This is a genomic window from Microbulbifer sp. ABH2_005, from assembly GCF_056160005.1.
In genome coordinates, this window is sequence record NZ_JBSWWI010000001.1 from 3,167,630 (window position 1) to 3,186,120 (window position 18,491).

The 18,491-nt window shown below is 45.9% G+C and carries 19 protein-coding genes; 14 read left to right on the forward strand and 5 right to left on the reverse strand.

Features of this window, described 5'->3' with window-relative positions; translation table 11 throughout:
• The 3 genes from ACXAFI_RS13830 (at window position 1) to ACXAFI_RS13840 (ending at window position 2,019) form a co-directional block, all read left to right on the forward strand.
• The gene (locus ACXAFI_RS13830; protein WP_475109279.1) at window positions 1-369 is read left to right on the forward strand and encodes a hypothetical protein; all 369 of its coding nucleotides are present in this window, start codon (window positions 1-3) and stop codon (window positions 367-369) included.
• Window positions 321-773, forward strand: a complete 453-nt coding sequence (locus ACXAFI_RS13835; RefSeq protein ID WP_475109280.1) for a hypothetical protein — start codon at window positions 321-323, stop codon at window positions 771-773. The genes ACXAFI_RS13830 and ACXAFI_RS13835 overlap by 49 nt, the downstream gene beginning before the upstream one ends.
• Before the next feature lie 106 nt (window positions 774-879).
• Window positions 880-2,019, forward strand: coding sequence for an SIR2 family protein (locus tag ACXAFI_RS13840; protein ID WP_475109281.1), 1,140 nt, complete (start codon window positions 880-882; stop codon window positions 2,017-2,019).
• A gap of 166 nt (window positions 2,020-2,185) precedes the next feature.
• Here ACXAFI_RS13840 and ACXAFI_RS13845 read toward each other — a convergent pair whose 3' ends face one another.
• Complete coding sequence (locus ACXAFI_RS13845; RefSeq protein WP_475109282.1) at window positions 2,186-3,139, reverse strand: transposase; 954 nt, start codon at window positions 3,137-3,139, stop codon at window positions 2,186-2,188.
• A gap of 306 nt (window positions 3,140-3,445) precedes the next feature.
• Between ACXAFI_RS13845 and ACXAFI_RS13850 the strand changes: the two genes are divergently transcribed.
• From ACXAFI_RS13850 to ACXAFI_RS13865, 4 genes are all read left to right on the forward strand, one after another.
• Complete coding sequence (locus tag ACXAFI_RS13850) at window positions 3,446-3,631, forward strand: hypothetical protein (RefSeq protein ID WP_475109283.1); 186 nt, start codon at window positions 3,446-3,448, stop codon at window positions 3,629-3,631.
• 69 nt (window positions 3,632-3,700) lie between these two features.
• The gene (locus tag ACXAFI_RS13855) at window positions 3,701-3,949 is read left to right on the forward strand and encodes a hypothetical protein (RefSeq protein ID WP_475109284.1); all 249 of its coding nucleotides are present in this window, start codon (window positions 3,701-3,703) and stop codon (window positions 3,947-3,949) included.
• A 147-nt stretch (window positions 3,950-4,096) separates the two neighbouring features.
• Complete coding sequence (locus ACXAFI_RS13860) at window positions 4,097-4,855, forward strand: hypothetical protein (protein ID WP_475109285.1); 759 nt, start codon at window positions 4,097-4,099, stop codon at window positions 4,853-4,855.
• Window positions 4,856-6,034: 1,179 nt separating this feature from the next.
• Complete coding sequence (locus ACXAFI_RS13865) at window positions 6,035-6,892, forward strand: PA4780 family RIO1-like protein kinase (protein ID WP_475109286.1); 858 nt, start codon at window positions 6,035-6,037, stop codon at window positions 6,890-6,892.
• A 691-nt stretch (window positions 6,893-7,583) separates the two neighbouring features.
• On the opposite strand, the gene rho is transcribed toward ACXAFI_RS13865, so the two are convergent.
• Window positions 7,584-8,522 carry a transcription termination factor Rho gene (gene rho, locus ACXAFI_RS13870; RefSeq protein ID WP_475109287.1) on the reverse strand — a complete coding sequence of 313 codons (939 nt, stop codon included), beginning with the start codon at window positions 8,520-8,522 and terminating at the stop codon, window positions 7,584-7,586.
• Window positions 8,523-9,134: 612 nt separating this feature from the next.
• A complete protein-coding gene (locus ACXAFI_RS13875) occupies window positions 9,135-9,401 on the reverse strand; it encodes a hypothetical protein (RefSeq protein WP_475109288.1) in 267 nt (88 codons plus the stop codon).
• Window positions 9,402-9,921: 520 nt separating this feature from the next.
• On the opposite strand from ACXAFI_RS13875, the gene ACXAFI_RS13880 reads away from it, so the two are divergent.
• The 3 genes from ACXAFI_RS13880 to ACXAFI_RS13890 all read left to right on the forward strand — a co-directional run bounded on the left by ACXAFI_RS13880 (window position 9,922) and on the right by ACXAFI_RS13890 (window position 12,541).
• Complete coding sequence (locus tag ACXAFI_RS13880) at window positions 9,922-10,602, forward strand: DUF6629 family protein (protein ID WP_475109289.1); 681 nt, start codon at window positions 9,922-9,924, stop codon at window positions 10,600-10,602.
• A 305-nt stretch (window positions 10,603-10,907) separates the two neighbouring features.
• Window positions 10,908-11,114: a hypothetical protein gene (locus ACXAFI_RS13885; protein ID WP_152452230.1), complete on the forward strand. Its 207-nt coding sequence runs from the start codon at window positions 10,908-10,910 to the stop codon at window positions 11,112-11,114.
• Between the two features lie 320 nt (window positions 11,115-11,434).
• Window positions 11,435-12,541, forward strand: a complete 1,107-nt coding sequence (locus ACXAFI_RS13890; RefSeq protein ID WP_475109290.1) for an ABC transporter ATP-binding protein — start codon at window positions 11,435-11,437, stop codon at window positions 12,539-12,541.
• Window positions 12,542-12,547: 6 nt separating this feature from the next.
• Here the strand turns inward: ACXAFI_RS13890 and ACXAFI_RS13895 are convergent, their stop codons facing one another.
• Both ACXAFI_RS13895 and ACXAFI_RS13900 read right to left on the reverse strand, forming a co-directional pair.
• Window positions 12,548-14,155 (reverse strand): ABC transporter permease, encoded by a 1,608-nt coding sequence (locus ACXAFI_RS13895; RefSeq protein ID WP_475109291.1) that lies wholly within the window; start codon window positions 14,153-14,155, stop codon window positions 12,548-12,550.
• A gap of 200 nt (window positions 14,156-14,355) precedes the next feature.
• Window positions 14,356-15,387 (reverse strand): Fe(3+) ABC transporter substrate-binding protein, encoded by a 1,032-nt coding sequence (locus ACXAFI_RS13900; RefSeq protein WP_475109292.1) that lies wholly within the window; start codon window positions 15,385-15,387, stop codon window positions 14,356-14,358.
• A gap of 141 nt (window positions 15,388-15,528) precedes the next feature.
• Here ACXAFI_RS13900 and ACXAFI_RS13905 point away from each other — a divergent pair, with 141 nt between their 5' ends.
• The 4 genes from ACXAFI_RS13905 (at window position 15,529) to ACXAFI_RS13920 (ending at window position 18,477) form a co-directional block, all read left to right on the forward strand.
• Window positions 15,529-15,972, forward strand: coding sequence for a hypothetical protein (locus tag ACXAFI_RS13905; RefSeq protein WP_475109293.1), 444 nt, complete (start codon window positions 15,529-15,531; stop codon window positions 15,970-15,972).
• 101 nt (window positions 15,973-16,073) lie between these two features.
• Window positions 16,074-16,340, forward strand: coding sequence for a PepSY domain-containing protein (locus ACXAFI_RS13910; protein ID WP_475109294.1), 267 nt, complete (start codon window positions 16,074-16,076; stop codon window positions 16,338-16,340).
• A 207-nt stretch (window positions 16,341-16,547) separates the two neighbouring features.
• Window positions 16,548-17,993 carry a coniferyl aldehyde dehydrogenase gene (locus ACXAFI_RS13915; protein ID WP_475109295.1) on the forward strand — a complete coding sequence of 482 codons (1,446 nt, stop codon included), beginning with the start codon at window positions 16,548-16,550 and terminating at the stop codon, window positions 17,991-17,993.
• Between the two features lie 178 nt (window positions 17,994-18,171).
• Window positions 18,172-18,477, forward strand: a complete 306-nt coding sequence (locus ACXAFI_RS13920) for a hypothetical protein (protein ID WP_444921374.1) — start codon at window positions 18,172-18,174, stop codon at window positions 18,475-18,477.
• Window positions 18,478-18,491 lie beyond the last annotated feature (14 nt).

The window sequence follows — 18,491 nt, forward strand, 5'->3', positions numbered from 1 at the left end:
ATGACACCAACACAAGAAAATGAAATATCTGATCTAATAAATTCATCATTAGACGCAGCAGAAAGAAAATGGGGAAAATCTGGAAAACAATTAATTAAAGAGAATGAGCAAAGAGTTTTTGATAACATTCTTGAGAAATCAGAATCAACAGAGTCAGCGATACCCGGACATCCAATAGTAAAAGATAACGAGGCCAAAGTAGATGAGTTTATAGCGCTCGTTGCCGATATGAGGGATTCAAGCACTCATCTTATGTGTGCAAGTAGTCAAAAAAAATGGATGTCAGCGGGCTACAACGAGTTTTTTATGAAACATCTGCATTGCTTCCTGCACTTGCAAAAACAATTAGCTATGAAAATGGAAATGTAACTGAATATTTAGGCGACGGTGTTCTCGCATTTTTTAAAGTTGACCCAGAGGAAAAAAATAAATCCATCCACGCCGCACATAGAGCAGCCAAAGATATTATTGGTAAAATGAGGGATATTTTAAATTCGACGCTACATGAGAGGTATAGACTACCATCTCTTGATTTAGGTGTCGGTATTGCATGTAGCAAAGCACTGATTACTTTGATCGGTTTAGATGGTGATAAACAAGCTAAAGCATTTGGAGAATGTGTTTTTCGAGCCACAAAACTCTCCAGTGGTAAAAATGCGATTTACACCGATGAAAACCTTAAAGCTATGTGGCCAACATCAAAATATGGCCGCCTTAGATTTACACATAAAAATATCAAAGGAGTTGATGGTTTTTTGATAGGCAAGAGTTAATGAAAATATAGAAAATGTCTCCAGTTTTTTACGGAGCTTTGCCCCTCCACCCGACACCATCGACTGCGCGACTGAAAAAAGCACTATAAACCACAAGGGAAACCAAGTGTCATCTGAGATAGCCGAATCTTTTAAAAGTAATTTTTTTGAAAAATTCCTTAAAAGTGCAATAGCAAGCAATTTTGAGAAGTCGCTACTTCTAGAGCGTGGTTTAAGGCAAACTAAATCACAAAAAATTGAGAAAATAACTAACTGGTATAAATCACAAAGACTAGTCATGGTTTTAGGTGCTGGCTCTTCAGTACCATATGGACTACCAGATTGGAATACATTGCTCCAAAAGCTACTATTAATTACTATAAAACCTGACAATGATGATGAAAATGGCAATGGTATAGAAAAAGCAGGTGTATTAGCTCGAACCTTTAATGAGATATTTGAACCAGACTCTTTGATATCGGCCAGATACCTTCACAACTACTTTAAAAAGAAACATCCTAAATCTAACTTAGCCTTTGAAAATTCAATCCGTGATGCACTATATGTCGGTGTTGACAGTAGCAAAGACTCTGAACTTCTAAAAGAAATAAGGCAGTTCTGTATTGCCGCAGGGAAAAGCCCCAATTTAGACTCTATCATTACTTATAACTATGACGATTTGATGGAGCAATGCCTGAAAAATATTGATGTCGATATTCCTTTTGCTCCCATTTATGCTCGAGGCATGAAGCATGAGCAACATCAGTTACCTATTTACCATGTACACGGATATTTACCACAGAAAGGACAGTTGACTTCAAAGAATAAAGTTGTTCTAAGCGAAGATGGTTACCATCAGCAGTATACTGATGTATATGGCTGGAGCAACTTGATTCAAATTAATAAATTTAAAGATCTTAACTGCTTATTTATAGGCTTGTCATTTTCAGATCCCAACCTTAGACGACTATTAGATATTGCAAAAAATGAAAGGGGGAATAATGAAATTCATCACTATTGCTTTAAGAAAAGGCATGATACTTCAAAGGTGAAAGCCAGGTTAGAAAAGCTATTATCAGAAAATGAAGATATACTGGATGAAAAGGCACGTGCACAACTAGGATTAGATGAAGTTGTTGGAGAGCTTATTGAATTAATGGAAAAATTTGAAGAAAATGATGCGTTGTCTTTTGGTGTAGGAATTTTATGGATAGATTCCTACGATGAAATACCAGAGTTTTTAAAAACTGTAAGGCTGGGTTTTTAGCAGTTTATAACAAGTTACGCAAAACGTTTGGCTTGAGCCCCTTCATTACTAGATTTAATTACGCAACAACACTAGGAAACCCGCATACTGAAAAATAGCAATAAAAATACCACCTTAACAGCCATCTCTCCTGGTCTGATGTAGGATGAGGTGAAATACTAAGAAATTATGTTTGAGGTGTGAAAATTGCGAGTTTTTGGCCAAACCGGAAGGAATAGTATCGAAAGGTTGAGAGGGAATTAGTGGGGCATTGCCGAAAGGAAACGTTGCAGTCACCTATACCATGTACCCAGCGTTTATTGAGCTGAATACAGGCTTGCCGTACAGCCTCTGCTGATCCCACCAGGCCTTTAAAGCGGCTTTCAAAGTTCCGATTAAGATAGAGCCAGTGTTTTGCTGAGATTCCCAGCCGCTCAAGGATAGGGGGCGCATTTTGAGAAATGGCACCGCACTTTTTGGGGTCTAAATGCCGGCCACTCCAGTCTACTAACGCCAAATAGTGATCCAGTTGAAAAGGCAACCCTTTCGGCATATTAAGGCGCTCGCCGCCCACAAACGGTAGTAGCTCTTTGGGCTGCTCACCTGAGATCGCAGCGCGAACACGCTGCTGAATGGACGTGTGATCGGAGTCCTCCGGGGTTTTTGCAATATCGGCACGGATAGGATTGAGATCGACATAGGCCATGCAGGCAGCCAAGGCTCTTTCATCCAATAGCGCCTGAGACTTGAAACGGCCCTCCCAGAAGCGGCCTGTACAGCGGTCTTCTCCATTGGCTTGGCGAGCTATAGATTCGTTTAGGCAGCGCATAAACCAACTGATATCCATTAATCGCTCTCGCCACAGCTCAATCAGCTCTTTAAGCTTGTTCTTTTCACTGCAATCCAGAGAGGCACCCTGAATAAAGCGCTGAGCCAAATTAGAAGCTTTAAATAGCTCCTGCCAGCGGAGAATGACCTCAGTATCAGACCAAGTTTTGGCTGTTTTAACATCAATATAGAGCACCACAAGGTAGTGATTACTCATTACCGCATAGGCAGCGATATCCAGCGCAAAGATAGCAGCCAGCTTTTGCATCCCAGCCTCAATCCACTGGCGCCGGTGCTCATAATCCCTCCCCAATTGATCATCTCTTCCAGAAAGAAACGCCCTGCGTACACAGCGTGAGACACAGTGATAGTACGGAGTCGCATCAAGTGAGATCTACGAGCGGCGAGGCTGGGTCATAGGGTATGGGTTTAACTGTTTTAATATCCAGTTTTTTTATTGTGATTTCCGTATTGTGTCAATGGCTGTGACGCCTTAAGCTCTTCCTTTTATGGGTGTCTAGTAACGGCCGACCTCCATCAAAAATCGCTCGACTTCGTTACGCTGGACGTCGCTGATGCTCAGCCTTATGTGGGCGCTATACCAAAGCAGGGGTAATGAATGGAATACCTGACAATAGTATCCAGTTTCATAAGTGGGGCATTAATTGCGTTACTTGCAGCATGGATAAAAGTGAGGCTCGATAGAAATAAAGAGACTAGTGAAAAGTTAGACTCTGCTGAGTACGAGATGTATCTTAAACTCAATGATCTCTACAACTGGTATTTCTGGTTTAGTTCAAATTAGCTTCACAAGAGAGAAACGCCTGAAGAAATTGCAAATGAATGTCATAAAATTGCAAGAGAGCTTGCAAAATTGTTGCATGAAAACGAAAAGACAGAATTTGCAGAAGAGCTAATGAGGATATTACATGATGAAAGTTACACGACATATAACTCCAGATGGAAACACATGTCTTCACTATCAGACAAAATGGGTGATAAAGTCGTACCTCTACATAGAAAACTTCTAAAAGAAATTGGTGAGAGCAACGTTCACTTAATGGCTAAGAGCAATTTCAAACCAAAGGCACCTGCGTCTTCAAGGTTTGGAATAGGGGTATAACAAAGTGGTGATGTTCGCTCCGGACGAAAGTCCTTCACCGGACTCGCTATGCTCGCCGCATACAATGACGTTATAGGACACGGTGGATAGACCTGTAGCGACATAATTAATTTGACTTCGCCTATTTTATTCAATCTGAGTAGCAGTATGTCACTAACAGCAATCTACGATCTCAAAGAACAATTGAATAATAGCCTTCCTGATAAGGACGCCCTTGACCGCATCCTGTTTGATAAAGTCCTCAAGCAACGGCTATCACCTTGGGGGGCCACCAGACATCCCGAATCACAGGAAGTCGTTTGCCCCCAAGCATTTGTAAAAGCAGTCTTGCCTTTTAGTTCCACAACGTACAATTCAGACAATGCTAACGTTAGGATGGTCAACCCCTATCACGTCATGGGGGGGGAGTACGCCGGTCACCCAGCTATGGAAAGTACGGAAGCAAAAAGGCTAATGGATCGACTTGATGTTTGCTCAGATAACGATGGGCATCCTGAACAAGCACGTTATGTCCAAATCGGGGGGTTTCCCTTTTATCGCCCCTATGAAGGAAAAAACCGTGTATCTCTCTATCGTGATTATGACCGACCAATCAGGGCTTTGGTATCCTCTACTCAGTACCCTCTGTCAAATGAATTGACTCTGATTTCTTTGAAGCCTTTTAAAGATTGCTACGCCTTAACCTATCGACCAAGCTCAACAACCTGTAAAGTTAATCCAGTGCTAAAAGAGCAGGTTATAAATTACAGCAAAAGGCATGCTACGCTAATTCTGCCATTTAACCAAAGCATAGCCCTACTAGAGGAGTATGGGGTGAAGTGGGGTAAATCTACATATTGTTTCTCTGCCCCCTTAAGAAAAAGGATCTGTCGTATGAAAGTTCCACACTCATTCTATAGAAAATAATTTTTATCATGTATTGAATATTGTTGCCGTACCTTGCCCTATAACAAGGCGTTGGTGAACAACATCTGGGCGCCCACAGATTGAAAAATAACACCGGAAATAGTACAGGCCTTCAACCTTAACGGCCATTTCTTATGGTCTGGTATAGGGAAAGGTAAAATACTGAAAATTATGCATTAGGTTTGAAAATTGCGTGATTTTGGCCAATCCGGAAGGAATAGTATCGAAAGGTTGGAAGGGAATTATTAGGGCATTGCCGAAAAAAAACATTGGCAATCGCCTATGCCCTGTACCCAGCGTTTGTTGAGCTGAATACAGGCTTGCCGTACAGCCTCTGCTGATCCCACCAGGCCTTTAAAGCGGCTTTCAAAGTTCCGATTAAGATAGAGCCAGTGTTTTGCTGAGATGCCCAGCCGCTCAAGGATAGGCGGCGTCTTTTGGGAAATCGCACCGCGCTTTTGGTGTCTAAATGCCGACCACTCCAGTCCTCTAGCTCCAAATAGTGATCCAGCTGAAAGGGTAGCCCTTTTGGCTGTAAGCTTAATATGACAAGCTTGGAGCAAGTTGTAGATGATATTTTTCTAATGATTCTAGTTTGTACATTAAGGGGGCATTAGATGTTTGGTGCACGAAAATTTAAAGCAGGTAGTCGATAGCATCCAGCTACCGCTCCCATGCCCATCCATCGTACTGGTCATGAATACTAACCGGTTGGACCTACTTAACAGCCAGTAGCCACGCTGACAGAATCACTGAAACAAATTACACAGATCTCCCAAGATAAGAGCATAAAATTTCACAAATCAGCTGCATCATTAACCCTACCCATTAGATCACGTGGCTTCGGCCCCCTTGGCCTCCTGAATAAGCCATATAGGATGTTTTTGTTCGCCAATTCATAGTTTTGCTCGCGGCTTCCTCCCCACAAAACCTTATAGTATTGCTATTCGCCGGTAGTTAGAGGTCATTAAACGATGGTCTTCCTACTGGGGGCTTTCACCGCATTGTTCATAACATGTCAAGTGCGATTCTCATTGCCCCCATCCTTTACGCGGGCATTATAGGGCCCCATAATCGCTCTTTATCCATAAGCAGGATTAGATTTCTTGCCTCAAATACACATGGAAATATGTCAATAGCATATTTGATTAATTGCCGAACACTCGAAGCTGGTACCTAGTGAAAACTCCCAAACGTCTACAGCCTCTCATCGATGATGGCTTAATCGATGAAGTTATCAGCCGCCTAATGAGCGGCAAAGAAGCCGATATATTTATTGTCCGTTGTCGTGACGAAATTCGTTGCGCCAAAGTCTATAAAGACGCAACTAAGCGCAGTTTTAAAAAGGCCGCACAGTACCAAGAAGGGCGTAAAGTTCGCAGTGGTCGTCAAGCACGTGCCATGCAAAAACGGTCGAATTATGGCCGCCAACAGCAGGAAGAGATTTGGCAAAATGCCGAAGTTGATGCTTTGTCCCGTTTAGCACGCGCTCATGTACGTGTTCCCAAGACTTTTGGTTGTGTTGACGGTGTATTATTGATGGAGTTAATCACTGACGAAGCAGGCAATGTCGCACCACGGCTTGGCGATGTGACAATGTCAGAAGAGCAAGCAATTCAAGATCATACATTAATGATTCATTACATCATGCTCATGCTTTACGAGGGAATTGTACATGGTGATTTATCCGAATTTAACGTCCTAGTGGATGATTCCGGCCCTGTGATTATCGATTTACCCCAAGCTGTTAATGCCGCTGCCAATAACAGTGCACAAGAAATGTTCACTCGCGACGTCGACAATATGCGTCGTTATTATGGCAGATTTGCCCCCTCTTTATTACAGACTCAATACGCCAAGGAAATGTGGGCACTATTTGAAGAGGGTAACTTAACGACTAGCTCAACGCTCAGCGGCAAGTTTGATGATGACGATGACAGCGCCGATGTCGACGCCGTGCTAGAAGAAATCAAAGCGGTGATGCAAGAGGAACTGGAACGAAAAGAGCGCATACGTGAATATTCAGAAGATGCATAAATTTAGATGAAAGCACCCGGTTTAGTAACCTTATTGGTTGCAGCGAGTATTGTTTATTACCCTATTGCACAAATTAGTGCACACCCACATTAGGACACCCAAAGGCTGGAGGATGCTGTGAACTGTAGAGCAAGTTCTCTTTCTGGGGGCTGTTACCATTTGATTTATAGGTAAGAAAGATTAAGTTCTGGGAATTGATATGCAGATTTTTGGAAATGCTATTTTGGATAAAAGAGTGGTAATCGTGTTATAGAGTATTTGGGCTAGGAGTAGATTAGCAGGGTGTAGCTGAGAGGAAACGCCGGCAATCCCTATTCCGTGTACCCAGCGTTTATCGAGTTGGGTGCAGGCTTTCTTTACCGTCTCCACTGATCTGTATTAGCTCAGACCAAACCTTTAAAGCAGCTCTCAAAGCTCCAACTGAGATAGAGCCAATGTTTTGCTGAGATGCCCAGCCACTCCAGTCTACTAACGCCAAATAGTGATCCAGCTGAAAGGGCAACCCTTTCAGTATATTAAGGCCACATTTCCACTAATCCCCTCATTGAGCAATATCTTGTAAAAACACACCAGAGAATTGAAGTGTAAAGCCCTCGACTAAATAACGGCTGTCCTAGTAAGGACTCGGTCACCAAGTAACTAGCACCAAAATGCTAAGCGGCTAAATACTACCCTTAAACTTAACTAAAAATTAATGGTCAAGTAACTCCGCATTGGTTGGGTACTTTTTAAGAAGTTCAATAAGCTTTTTAGTGCCATCTACAGGCTTTAGGCTGGCAAGCGTTCTTCGTAAAGCTCTTATCGTTGCAATATCTTTCGAGTTAAACAAGATTTCCTCACGGCGAGTACTGCTTTTAGCAATATCCAGGGCTGGGAAAATTCGCTGTCTCGCAATTTCCTTTGATAATACTACCTCCATATTCCCCGTACCCTTAAACTCCTCAAATATCACCTGGTCCATTCGGCTTCCGGTATCCACGAGTATCGTTGCCAGAATCGTAAGTGAGCCACCGTCTTCGATCTTCCTCGCAGCGCCAAACAGCTTTCTGGGTATCTCCATGGCCCTGGCATCTATCCCGCCAGACATTGTACGTCCCCTACCACTCTGCTGCGCATTATGTACCCGTGAAAGCCTTGTCAACGAGTCAACCAAGATCATTACATCCTGGCCTTCACCGGCTTCCTTACAGGCCCTAGCATGGAGTTCATTAGCTATCCTCACATGCTCTTCATAGCTTTGATCAGAAGAGGACGCATAAACTTCCGCCGGTACACTTCGCTTAAAGTCAGTAACCTCCTCTGGTCTCTCATCAATAAGCAAAGCGTACAGCTTTATTTCGGGGTAAGCCTGCCCCACTGCTTGGCAGATATGTTTCAGGATAGTGGTTTTGCCACAGCCCGGTGGAGCCACAATCAAGCCTCGTTGCCCCTTACCAATTGGCGTAATCAAATCCATTGCCCTCACCGTAAGTTGCTGAGAACCTGACTCAAGGCGAATAGGCTCAGAGGGATTAATAGCTACTCCATTTAGGAACCGCTTCTTTGGATCAGAAGTATCCTCTTGCTTTTTATCAGCCTTCTTAGGCTCCTTATTTCTCTTTACCTTTAAGGATAATATTTTTCTGGACATAACATGCTCTTTACAAATCAATCGAGACCGGGGAGATTATTGTTGATTGTCGATGTTTGGACAAAAGATTAAAAATCTCCAAAACTGGATACTATAGCCAGAACTTGCGGCTATGCGATTATTTTTCCGAACCCAAGGCAGAAAAATAATCCTAATAAAACCCGAGAACACCAATTAACGTCAACCTTAACCATTGAAACACCAATCAGAAGGTTGAAAAAAACGAATCATCGCTACTGACCGAAGGTGCACACTTGGACAACCACAGATTGAAGGGTGAAACCGGAAATAGTACAGGCTTTCCACCTTAACAGCCATTTTTCCTGGTCTGGTTCGGAGGAGGTGAAGTGCTTCAAAATTTTGCTTTAGGTTTGAAAATTGGATGATTTTGGCCAAATCGCAAGAAATAGTATCGAAAGGCCGGGAGGCGATTAGTGACGTGTTACCAAAAGGAAACGTTAGCAGTCGCCTATGCCATGTAACTAGCGACTATTGAGTTGGATACAGGTTTGCCGTACAGCCTCTGCTGATCCCATCAGACTTTTAAAGCGGCTTTCAAAGTTCCGATTGAGATAGAGCCAATGTTTCGCTGGGATGCACAGCCTTTCAAGGCTAGGGAACATGCGTTGAGAAATGAAACCGCGCTTTTTGGCTGGCTAAATGCCGGTCACTCCAATCTACTAGTGCCAAACTGTGATCCAACTGAAAGGGTTGCCCTTTTGGTATATTCAAACGCTCAGCGTCAACAAACGGAAGTAGATTTTTGGACTTCTCACCTGAGTCTGCCGCACGAACACGCTGCTGAATTAAAGTGTAATCAGATTCTTCAAACATCTTGACGATATTGACACGGATCAGGTTGAGGTCTACATAGGCCAAATATTGGGTATCCAGAATCGGTAAATAGCCGGTTGGACCTAATTATGAGTCAGCGGCCGCGCTGACAGGTTCACAGCAGCAAGCCAAAATGACCATATGGTATCGATAAGAATAATACCCCAAATACATTTAATGTTTGTTGGAGCATTATTAATTTAGCATGCAATAGGCAACCCCCGACGCAAGGGTCAAAACAGTGGCCAACGTTGATAGGTGAATAAAACACTGCAACTGGCTCAGCGGCGTTAAACTGACTTGTTGCCCCCAGTCAACACAGGCTTTACCTGCGTAAGCATCGAATTCCATAGGGAAACTCGATGCCCTTTGATGGTCTTTTCTATTTCATCCACAGGGTGAAATAAAGGGTAGAAATTGGCATAGACCCTCTTGATAGATTCAAAATCTTAGTACAAATCAGCGAATTTCAACCAATCTTTTAGGTTAAGGCTATTATTATATTGCACATCAAGCTTAAGGCTCTGGCTCAAATGACAATATTTTAGGTACAGAGAAAACCATTATGTGTTTTTCAGCCACAGCATCATTCGGATCAGCAGCTGTCCTTCTTGTTGGCGGTGCTTTGTGTACAAGACACGCTATAAAAAATGATAAAACCTATTTATTGCTCGCAATTACCCCTATCCTTTTCGCATTACAACAAGCGAGTGAAGGCTTGGTATGGATTGGACACAATGAAAATTTAACATCACTAACAACAGCATCTTCCATTTTCTTTTTATTCTTTGCTCTGCTTTTTTGGCTTGTCTGGATACCAATCGTAGCCTTTAGTCTTGAAACAAAAAAATGGAAAAGAGTTTTCTTTATTACATTAATCATCATAGGCTTTGTTTTTGGCTTATACCTTTGGATACCAGTCCTATTAGAAACAGGATCAAGACATTTGATGAAAACGAGTGTATGCGGGCACAGCCTATGCTACATCACTTCCGATTACAGCTTATTCGCCATTACAGCAGGTCATATTCTTTATTCTTTACTTGGCTTTTTATTTTTATTATCCAGCAATCAGATTTTTAGAAAATTTTGGGCACTTGTCATGCTGCTCGGTGTTATCGTCTACTTTACTCAGCGTGAAACATGGGTGTCAACCTGGTGTTTCTTTGCTGCAATATCGACCTTATGGATTTATTTTCTATTAAAAAATGACTATAAAGCTAAGATGAAAAAACAAACTTTATGATTGAACTGATAGAGCTAAGTTGGCCACAGCATAAAGGAAAAGATCAGCAAGGAGATTTTTAAGGCGCTGAGGAAGCGATGCTTTTGAGCTGATGCTTTTGAGCTGATGCTTACTTTCAACAACACCTAACGTGTTACTGTATCCGACTATGGTATAGTGCTGACAACACTATACAAGCCAACGCCACCCATTAAAATATTATGGATCTCAAATTTGTTTCGCCGAGCATGAAAAGATTGTTTTTCACTCTGTCAGTTATATTTATTTCCGGATGTGTTTCTACCGCTAACATATATGAGAGAAATGTGAAAGCCAATGAACTAGAGGCGCAGGCTGAAGACGCCAGAGTAAGCAATAATTATTCCATGGCCAAACAGCTGGACAGGAAGGCAGAGAAGCTAAGAGAAAAAGACTCTATCAACAAAGAGGATATCCTTGCAGGTATTTTTTCCGAGCTTTTTAAGCGGTTGTTCGGAGGAAGCTCTAAAAATGATCAACATGGTTGGCAGTAAAGCGATAAAGCAAACCTTTACCAACAAGCATTAGGCGGTTCAAGATCTCTATGCCGAGGCTGATGGTACAATCTGATTTGGACCAGCTTTTTTTACAATTAGATATCAATACTATTCCGCTGACCACTGTGATTCTGGGATAGGCAAGAACTTATTCTCTATGAGAAAGGATACATTGGCATGTGAGGTTTAGGGTGAGTGTTTAAACACTCACCCTGCTTAAAAAACACCCAGCTTTGCTCCAACTAAAAGGAGCCTTCGCAGGGCTGCTAATAGTATGCTTCACACGGGACTAGTTGCCGGTTAGCTTAGTGATAACTATGATTAGCAACTACACCCGAACGCTGCCCGAAGTGTTTAAAAGCCAAACTACCGGAAAGCCCGTGCACCCCATACTCTCCATAGAAAACCTGCAGTGCCGCTACGGCGAGCAGGTGGTTATAGAATCAGTTTCCTTTGCTTTACAGGCCGGGGAGATTGCCTGCTTGTTGGGCCCCAGCGGCTGCGGCAAAACAACGTTGCTGCACGCCATCGCCGGATTTCAGCCAGTCGCTGCAGGGAATATCCAGCTGTCTGGAGAAGTAATCTCTTCTCCCAAGGTTAAGGTTCCTGCGGAACAGCGGAAAATTGGGGTGGTATTTCAGGATTATGCCCTCTTCCCACACCTCACCGTTGAACAGAATATTGCCTTCGGTATCCAGTCAATGCCGAAAAGCGAGCGGCAGTCCCGCACCCAGTCGTTGCTACAACTAGTACGGCTGGAAGGCTTCGGGCAGCAGTACCCGCACCAGCTATCTGGCGGTCAGCAGCAGCGTGTCGCTCTGGCTCGGGCACTGGCACCGCGCCCCAAGTTGTTGCTGCTGGATGAGCCCTTCTCTAACCTGGATACCGAGCTGCGCCGCAGTCTCGCCGCTGAAGTCCGCCATATACTGCGCGAAGAGAAGATCCCTGCGATTATTGTTACCCACGACCGCCACGAGGCCTTTATTGCCGGAGATAAGCTGGGAGTACTCAGCCAAGGTCAATTACAGCAGTGGGACAGCCCACAGGATACTTATCAGAAGCCAAAGAATTTGGCGGTTGCGAGAATCGTTAGTGAAGGGAACATTATCTCCGGCACTGTCCTGGGCAATGACCTGATCAGCACCCCATTAGGGGAAGTAAATATGCCGACAGCTGCATACGAAAATGGCGATAGGCTCAAACTATTTGTGCGCAGTGAGGATATTGCCGCAGGCGAACATCCCGGTGCGGTTATGGCTCAGGTTGTGGAAAAGAATTTTCTCGGCAATCAAGTGAGCTATCGCTTTCAGTTAGCCGCAGGGGAAACTGTCGAGGCCGCTTTGAATGCAAATCTTCAAGCCGCTCCCGGTGATAAACTTCCCCTACGTCTCTCCTCTGCGCTGGTGTTTGACCAGGCCCGATAGCAGCTATCAAGACAGGGCGGGCGCTTCAGAGCTCGCCAGGGCTGTGCGCTCCTCACCTCTGCGCCACCCAATGGAACGGCTCAGTAATATCACCGGAATCAATCCCACCAGGACAATCAATAAAGCCCCCAGGGCCGAGCGTTCCAACATCTCATCAGAAGCAAACTGGTAAACATAAGTCGCTAAGGTATCAAAGCCGAAGGGGCGCAGTAACAAAGTAGCCGGCAGTTCTTTCATACAGTCTACAAAAACCACCAAGCCACCTGTGAGCAGGCCGGTACGCACCAAGGGGAGATGCACAGCCCATAGGGTTTGCCAGCTATTACGTCCTAGAGAGCGGGCAGCCCTATCCATTGATGGGGTTACTTTCTCCAGACTGGATTCTATGGCCCCCGTGGATACCGCCAGGAAGCGCACCGTGTAGGCAAAAATAATGGCAAAAATACTGCCGCTTAACAGTAGTCCTATAGAGATATCGAAGTGTTCACGTAAAAAAGCATCGACGGCATTATCAAAAGCGGCCAGTGGAATCAGGACTCCAATCGCCAATACCGCCCCAGGCATTGCATAACCCAACTTGGAAAAGCCGACTAAAAGCTTCACAGACCTCTTGGGTTGCAGCCGCTTACCATAAGCCAGCAGCAAGCCCAGCAATACAGAGACCAGTGCCGCTGCGATAGACAGCAACAAGCTATTGCTGGCGATCTGTATAAAATCTTCACTCCAGTAGCTGGAAAAGTTACTCAGTGCGTATCTACACAGAACCAGCAGGGGGATAATAAAACCAGCCACCAACAGTAACCCGCAAAACAAAAAAGCTACAGCGGATCGCCAGCCATGCAACACATAGCGTTCACGCTGGGAATTTGGCGATTGTACAAAGTGCTTCTGTCTCGCCCGCCCCATTCGCTCCAACGTAATTAGCAGAACAACAAAAATCAGGGTACTACAGGCAATTTGTGCCGCCCCGCCTAAATTACCGTGGCTCAGCCAGGTATCGTAAATCCCGACACTCAAGGTGCGCACGGCAAAAAAGTCGACAGTGCCGAAATCGTTCAGGGTTTCCATCAATACCAGTGACAGGCCCACCGCAATTGCCGGGCGTGCCATTGGTAGGGATACGCGCAAGAAGCTCTGCCAGGGCGTGCAGCCCAGTGACCGACTCGCGGCCCGTATACTGCCGCACTGTTCGATAAACGCTGCGCGCGCGAGCATGTACACGTAGGGAAAGAGCACCAGTGACAGCATGGCAATAGCCCCACCCATACTGCGAATCTCCGGGAACCAATAATCCCTGGCCGTCTGCCAACCAAACCAGGCCCGCAAGGACTTTTGCACGGGGCCCGCATACTCCAGCAAATCTGTATAGACGTAAGCAATCACATAGGCGGGAACAGCAAACGGCAGTAGCAATGCCCACTCAAACAAACGGCGCCCGGGGAACTGGCACATGCTCACTAGCCAGGCACTGCCCACACCTGCTATCAGCGTTACTAAACCGACACCACCAGCCAGAAGCATTGTGGAGGACACATAGTGGAACAGCACCGTGTCTAACAGGTGCGGCCAGATATTCTCTTCAGGAAAAAATGCCAACCAAAAGATAGATAGCACTGGCAAAGCTACTAGAAGGGAAATAGTAGCTACCAGAAGCAGCCAGCGGGAAGCTGATAAATTCGCTCGGTTTAGCATGAATTAAGAAATCAAAAGCTCATTATAAAAGAACGGCCCTGGTCTCTCGACAGGGCCGTTCGAATAAGGCTGAGATAGTGCTGCCAGTATGCGGGGCAGCAATTCTCACTCAGTTAACCATTCTAAAAGTCAAAGCGTACTTCATCAACCATACGGGAAGCCGCCGGAACGTAGGAACCGATTTCAGTGAGACTCAGATCGTCTTCCTTAAATTCACCCATATACTCCTTAATCAACTCAGAGCGGGCCGTGCCGAGGCGCACCGGGAACTCAAAATTTTTCTCAGCGTAAGAGTATTGAGCATCGGCGCCACTAAGGAATTCCAGCAGCTTAACAGCATTTTCACGGTTGGGAGCATGCTTGGTCAGCGCCGCGCCGGAAATAAACATATGGGTACCGCGATCCTTCTGGTTAGGGAAGATCAGGTTTACTGATTTGGCCCAATCCACCTGCTCCGGCTGCTCCTTATTGGTGATCATTTTACCGAAGTAGTAGCTGTTACCCAGGGAAAGGTCACAGACACCTTCACTAATGGCCTTAACCTGGGCGCGGTCATTGCCCTGCGGCTTACGCGCCAGATTCGCTTTCACGCCCTTCAGCCACTCTTTGGTTTCTGCTTCACCGTGGTGGGCAATCATGGAAGCGATCAAAGATAGGGTGTAAGGGTGCTTACCGCTGCGGGTACAGATTCGGCCCTTCCACTTGGGATCAACCAGTTCTTCGTAGCGAGTGATTTCACCGGGCTTAACGCGGTCTTTGGAGGCGTAGATTAAACGCGCTCGGGTGGTCAGGCCGAACCAGTTGCCGGCCTCATCACGGAATTGTGTCGGGATATTTTGCTCCAACACCTCGCTCTTCACCGGCTGGGTCAACTGCTTGTTCAGCAGGTCCATCAGGCTGCTGGTGTTGGAAGTGAGCACCAAATCTGCCGGGCTGTTACGCCCCTCGCGCTGCAGGCGCTCGTTGAGCCCCTTGCTGGCATACACCACCTTTGTCTCAATACCGGTTTTCTCCGTGAATTCCTCCAGTATCGGCTCAATTAGGAAGGGCTGGCGGTAGGAGTAAATATTCACTTGCTCCGCGGCATTGGCCCCAATGGCACCAAGCAAACCAACAGTTGCAATCGCTTTTTGAAATAGAGACCTGGTAAACATGAGATTCTTATCACCCCCGGGTTGATTTGAGAAGCATTCTCATTTGAGTAAAAGATAATGTCAACCTGAAACCTCTGTACTCAGCAAAGTCGCAAAATTCCTCCTATGCTTAGATTCAAGCTAGTCACCTGCAGAGGCTCTATGCATTACCTTATTCTGCCACTCGCTCTGGTTGTTGCCCTATCCGGCTGCGACCGCAAGGGTGAGCCCCATAAGGCCCAGTCATCGGATAGTGAAGTAACCGCTGGTCAAACAGCCAGCGAAGCAATGAAGCAACCGATTCAGCAAAACGCAAACAGCACGGCGGAGGTCCCCTCCGATCAGCTACAGGAGACCGCCTCGGGCAGTGAAACCATTTGTACACCGGGTTGGTTTACCTGGGTACAGCGACAAGTAATGGCCCAACAAGATGGAGACCTGAAAGAGATGTACCCATCAGGCCTGCCCCCCGTTGGCAGTGCGGAGTGGTTTGATGCAATCACCAAGCTGACGGGCGGTAACCTGGCCAATGTGAAGCCCGGCAGCCCGGAGTGGTGCCTGGCAATTCAGAAACGCCTTAGTCACCCCGGTGACCAAGGCCTGTAAGGCAAGCAATAGGCCAAGCATCTTGCTAAGCAAAAGCGAGATGTAAACCTTCTATTACCCGGTCAATTTTTCAACCGGGCCCGAAAGCGAGGTAGTGAAAAATGAAGTTCTTCAGCAGAATGTTGCTGGCACTAATCGCCGCAACCACGCTACAAACCGCCATCGCCAACGAAAAACCCCCACCCGGGGCAATGGCACTCTCTATGGTGCTCACAAAGTTAGAGCAACAGGGTTATACCCCAATTGTTGAGGTAGACCTGGAAAGAGGACAATGGAAAGTGGAGGCTTACAAGGGCGATCAAAAATACGACCTGATTGTGGATCCCAATTCGGCAGAGGTTCAATCCGAAAAACCCGATAACAGCTAATGTGTGTAACCCAGGGCTACTCCCTCTAGCCTTTTTGCCCCGGAGTAGGGACACGCCGGGGTGGGCCAGAATACTTCACAGTTTTAACAAGTGTGGTTGCAACTCACGTAACCGCAGTGATTATGTCTATCTACTGACGTAATTGGTCAATCACCGCTGAGATGAATGAGTTAGTCTGGGGTAAGACAAACGCCCAAGGATAATAATATGACCATCCAGACCCTCACCCGGCAGGATGCAGACAAGGCGCTTCTCCAGAATCAGCTAGACAGCCAGCGCCGAGCCCATCACGCCAATCCCGTCCCCAGCTACCAGCAGCGAGTACAAGACCTCAAAACCCTGGCGCGAATGCTACGTGAACAGCAGGAGGCGATTGTAGAAGCCATATGCTGCGATTACGGCAATCGCTCACGGGAGGAAACTCTGCTACTGGAGATATACCCTGCCCTTGCCGGTATTAAGGATGCGATCAAGAACGTCAAAAAGTGGATGAAACCCCGCCGGCGCCATATCGACTTCAAGGCCTATCCCCTGTCAAAAAATACGGTGGTCCCTCAACCCCTGGGGGTAGTCGGAGTAATAGTGCCGTGGAACTTCCCAATTAACCTGAGTATTTCCCCGCTGACCAATATCTTTGCCGCCGGCAATCACGCGATGGTCAAAATGTCGACCAACTCCAGCCGGCTGGCCGAGTTATTAAAAGAGATCAGCCCCAAGTATTTTCCTGAAGAAAAGCTTTCTTTTATTCCTGACTACGGCGAAATAGGCCCACTGTTTTCTAGCCTGAAATTTGACCACCTGATTTTCACCGGCTCCAGCACCACAGGTCGAGCCGTGATGCGCTCCTGTGCAGAAAATCTCACTCCAGTCACATTGGAGTTGGGTGGAAAGTCACCGGCTATCATCGCCCCAGATTTTCCTATCGAAAAAGCCGCGGAGCGTCTTATCCATTGGAAAATGGTCAATGCGGGCCAGATATGTGTCAATGTGGATTACCTATTCGTACCGGAAAACCAGCTGGACAATTTTATCGAACATGCAAGCCGGCTGATTAAAAAACACTTCCCAAACTGGCAGAGCCCTGACTATACCTCCATTATCGACAGTGCCGCCTACCAGCGCCTGTGGAAAACTCTGGATGATGCCGTCGACAAGGGAGCCAAGGTTTACGATCTAAGCGAGGGGGAGCTCAAGCGGAACGATAGCCTGCGAAAATTCCCCCCTCATCTGTTAGTCAATGTAAACAAAGATATGCTGGTGATGCAGCGGGAAATTTTTGGGCCTCTCCTACCGATTATGACCTATTCCAGGCCCGAAGAGGTTATAGACTATATCAATGCCCAGCCAAGACCGCTGGCAATTTATCCCTACACCAACGATAAGGATCTACAAAATCGCTATATTGAACAGATTATGTCTGGCGGTGTGTCGATAAATAACTGCGTGTTACATGTTGGCCAGCACGATATTCCATTTGGCGGCGTTGGGGAGAGTGGTATGGGACACTACCACGGCTACGAAGGGTTCCTCACCTTCTCCAAACTGAGGCCAATTTATCAACAGGGACCTATCGATCTACTAAGGTTAATGCGCCCACCCTATGGAAAGTTTTCCAATAGACTATTAAATTTTATGCTCAAGATGACTCGATAAAACTGGGCACTAACTGGGTGCGAGTAGTCAAAACCCTTTCCTGAAAAACGATAACCCGGCGAGCCTTCTCCCCGGGTTAATTTTTAGTTTTTCCTGATATTCCGTTAAAATCACTGGCGTAATGATCATCCTCTGTCCACACTAAAAACATGGCTTGGTTGTAGTGTTGGAGCCTTGTGTGAGTTTTATCGTAACGATCATGCTCGTTAGTAATTTGACAAACCCTATTCCCCCAGGACTGGACCCCAACAAGCCAGCCCCCATCTACGATAGCCCAGACCTCTATGAGGCCACCCCTTCGGTGATCGCACTCGATCCCTCCACTATTCGCTCAAAGCTCTACCATTTGGGATTTAAACCAATTACCAGCATGCGCTTTGTTGGTGGACGCTGGAAAATTCAAGCGGTTTACCTGGGAGAACTCAGAGCCCTGGAGGTGAACCCAGACAATGGAATTATTATCGCGGATCGCCCAGCCAAATAGGCAATATGAGCACA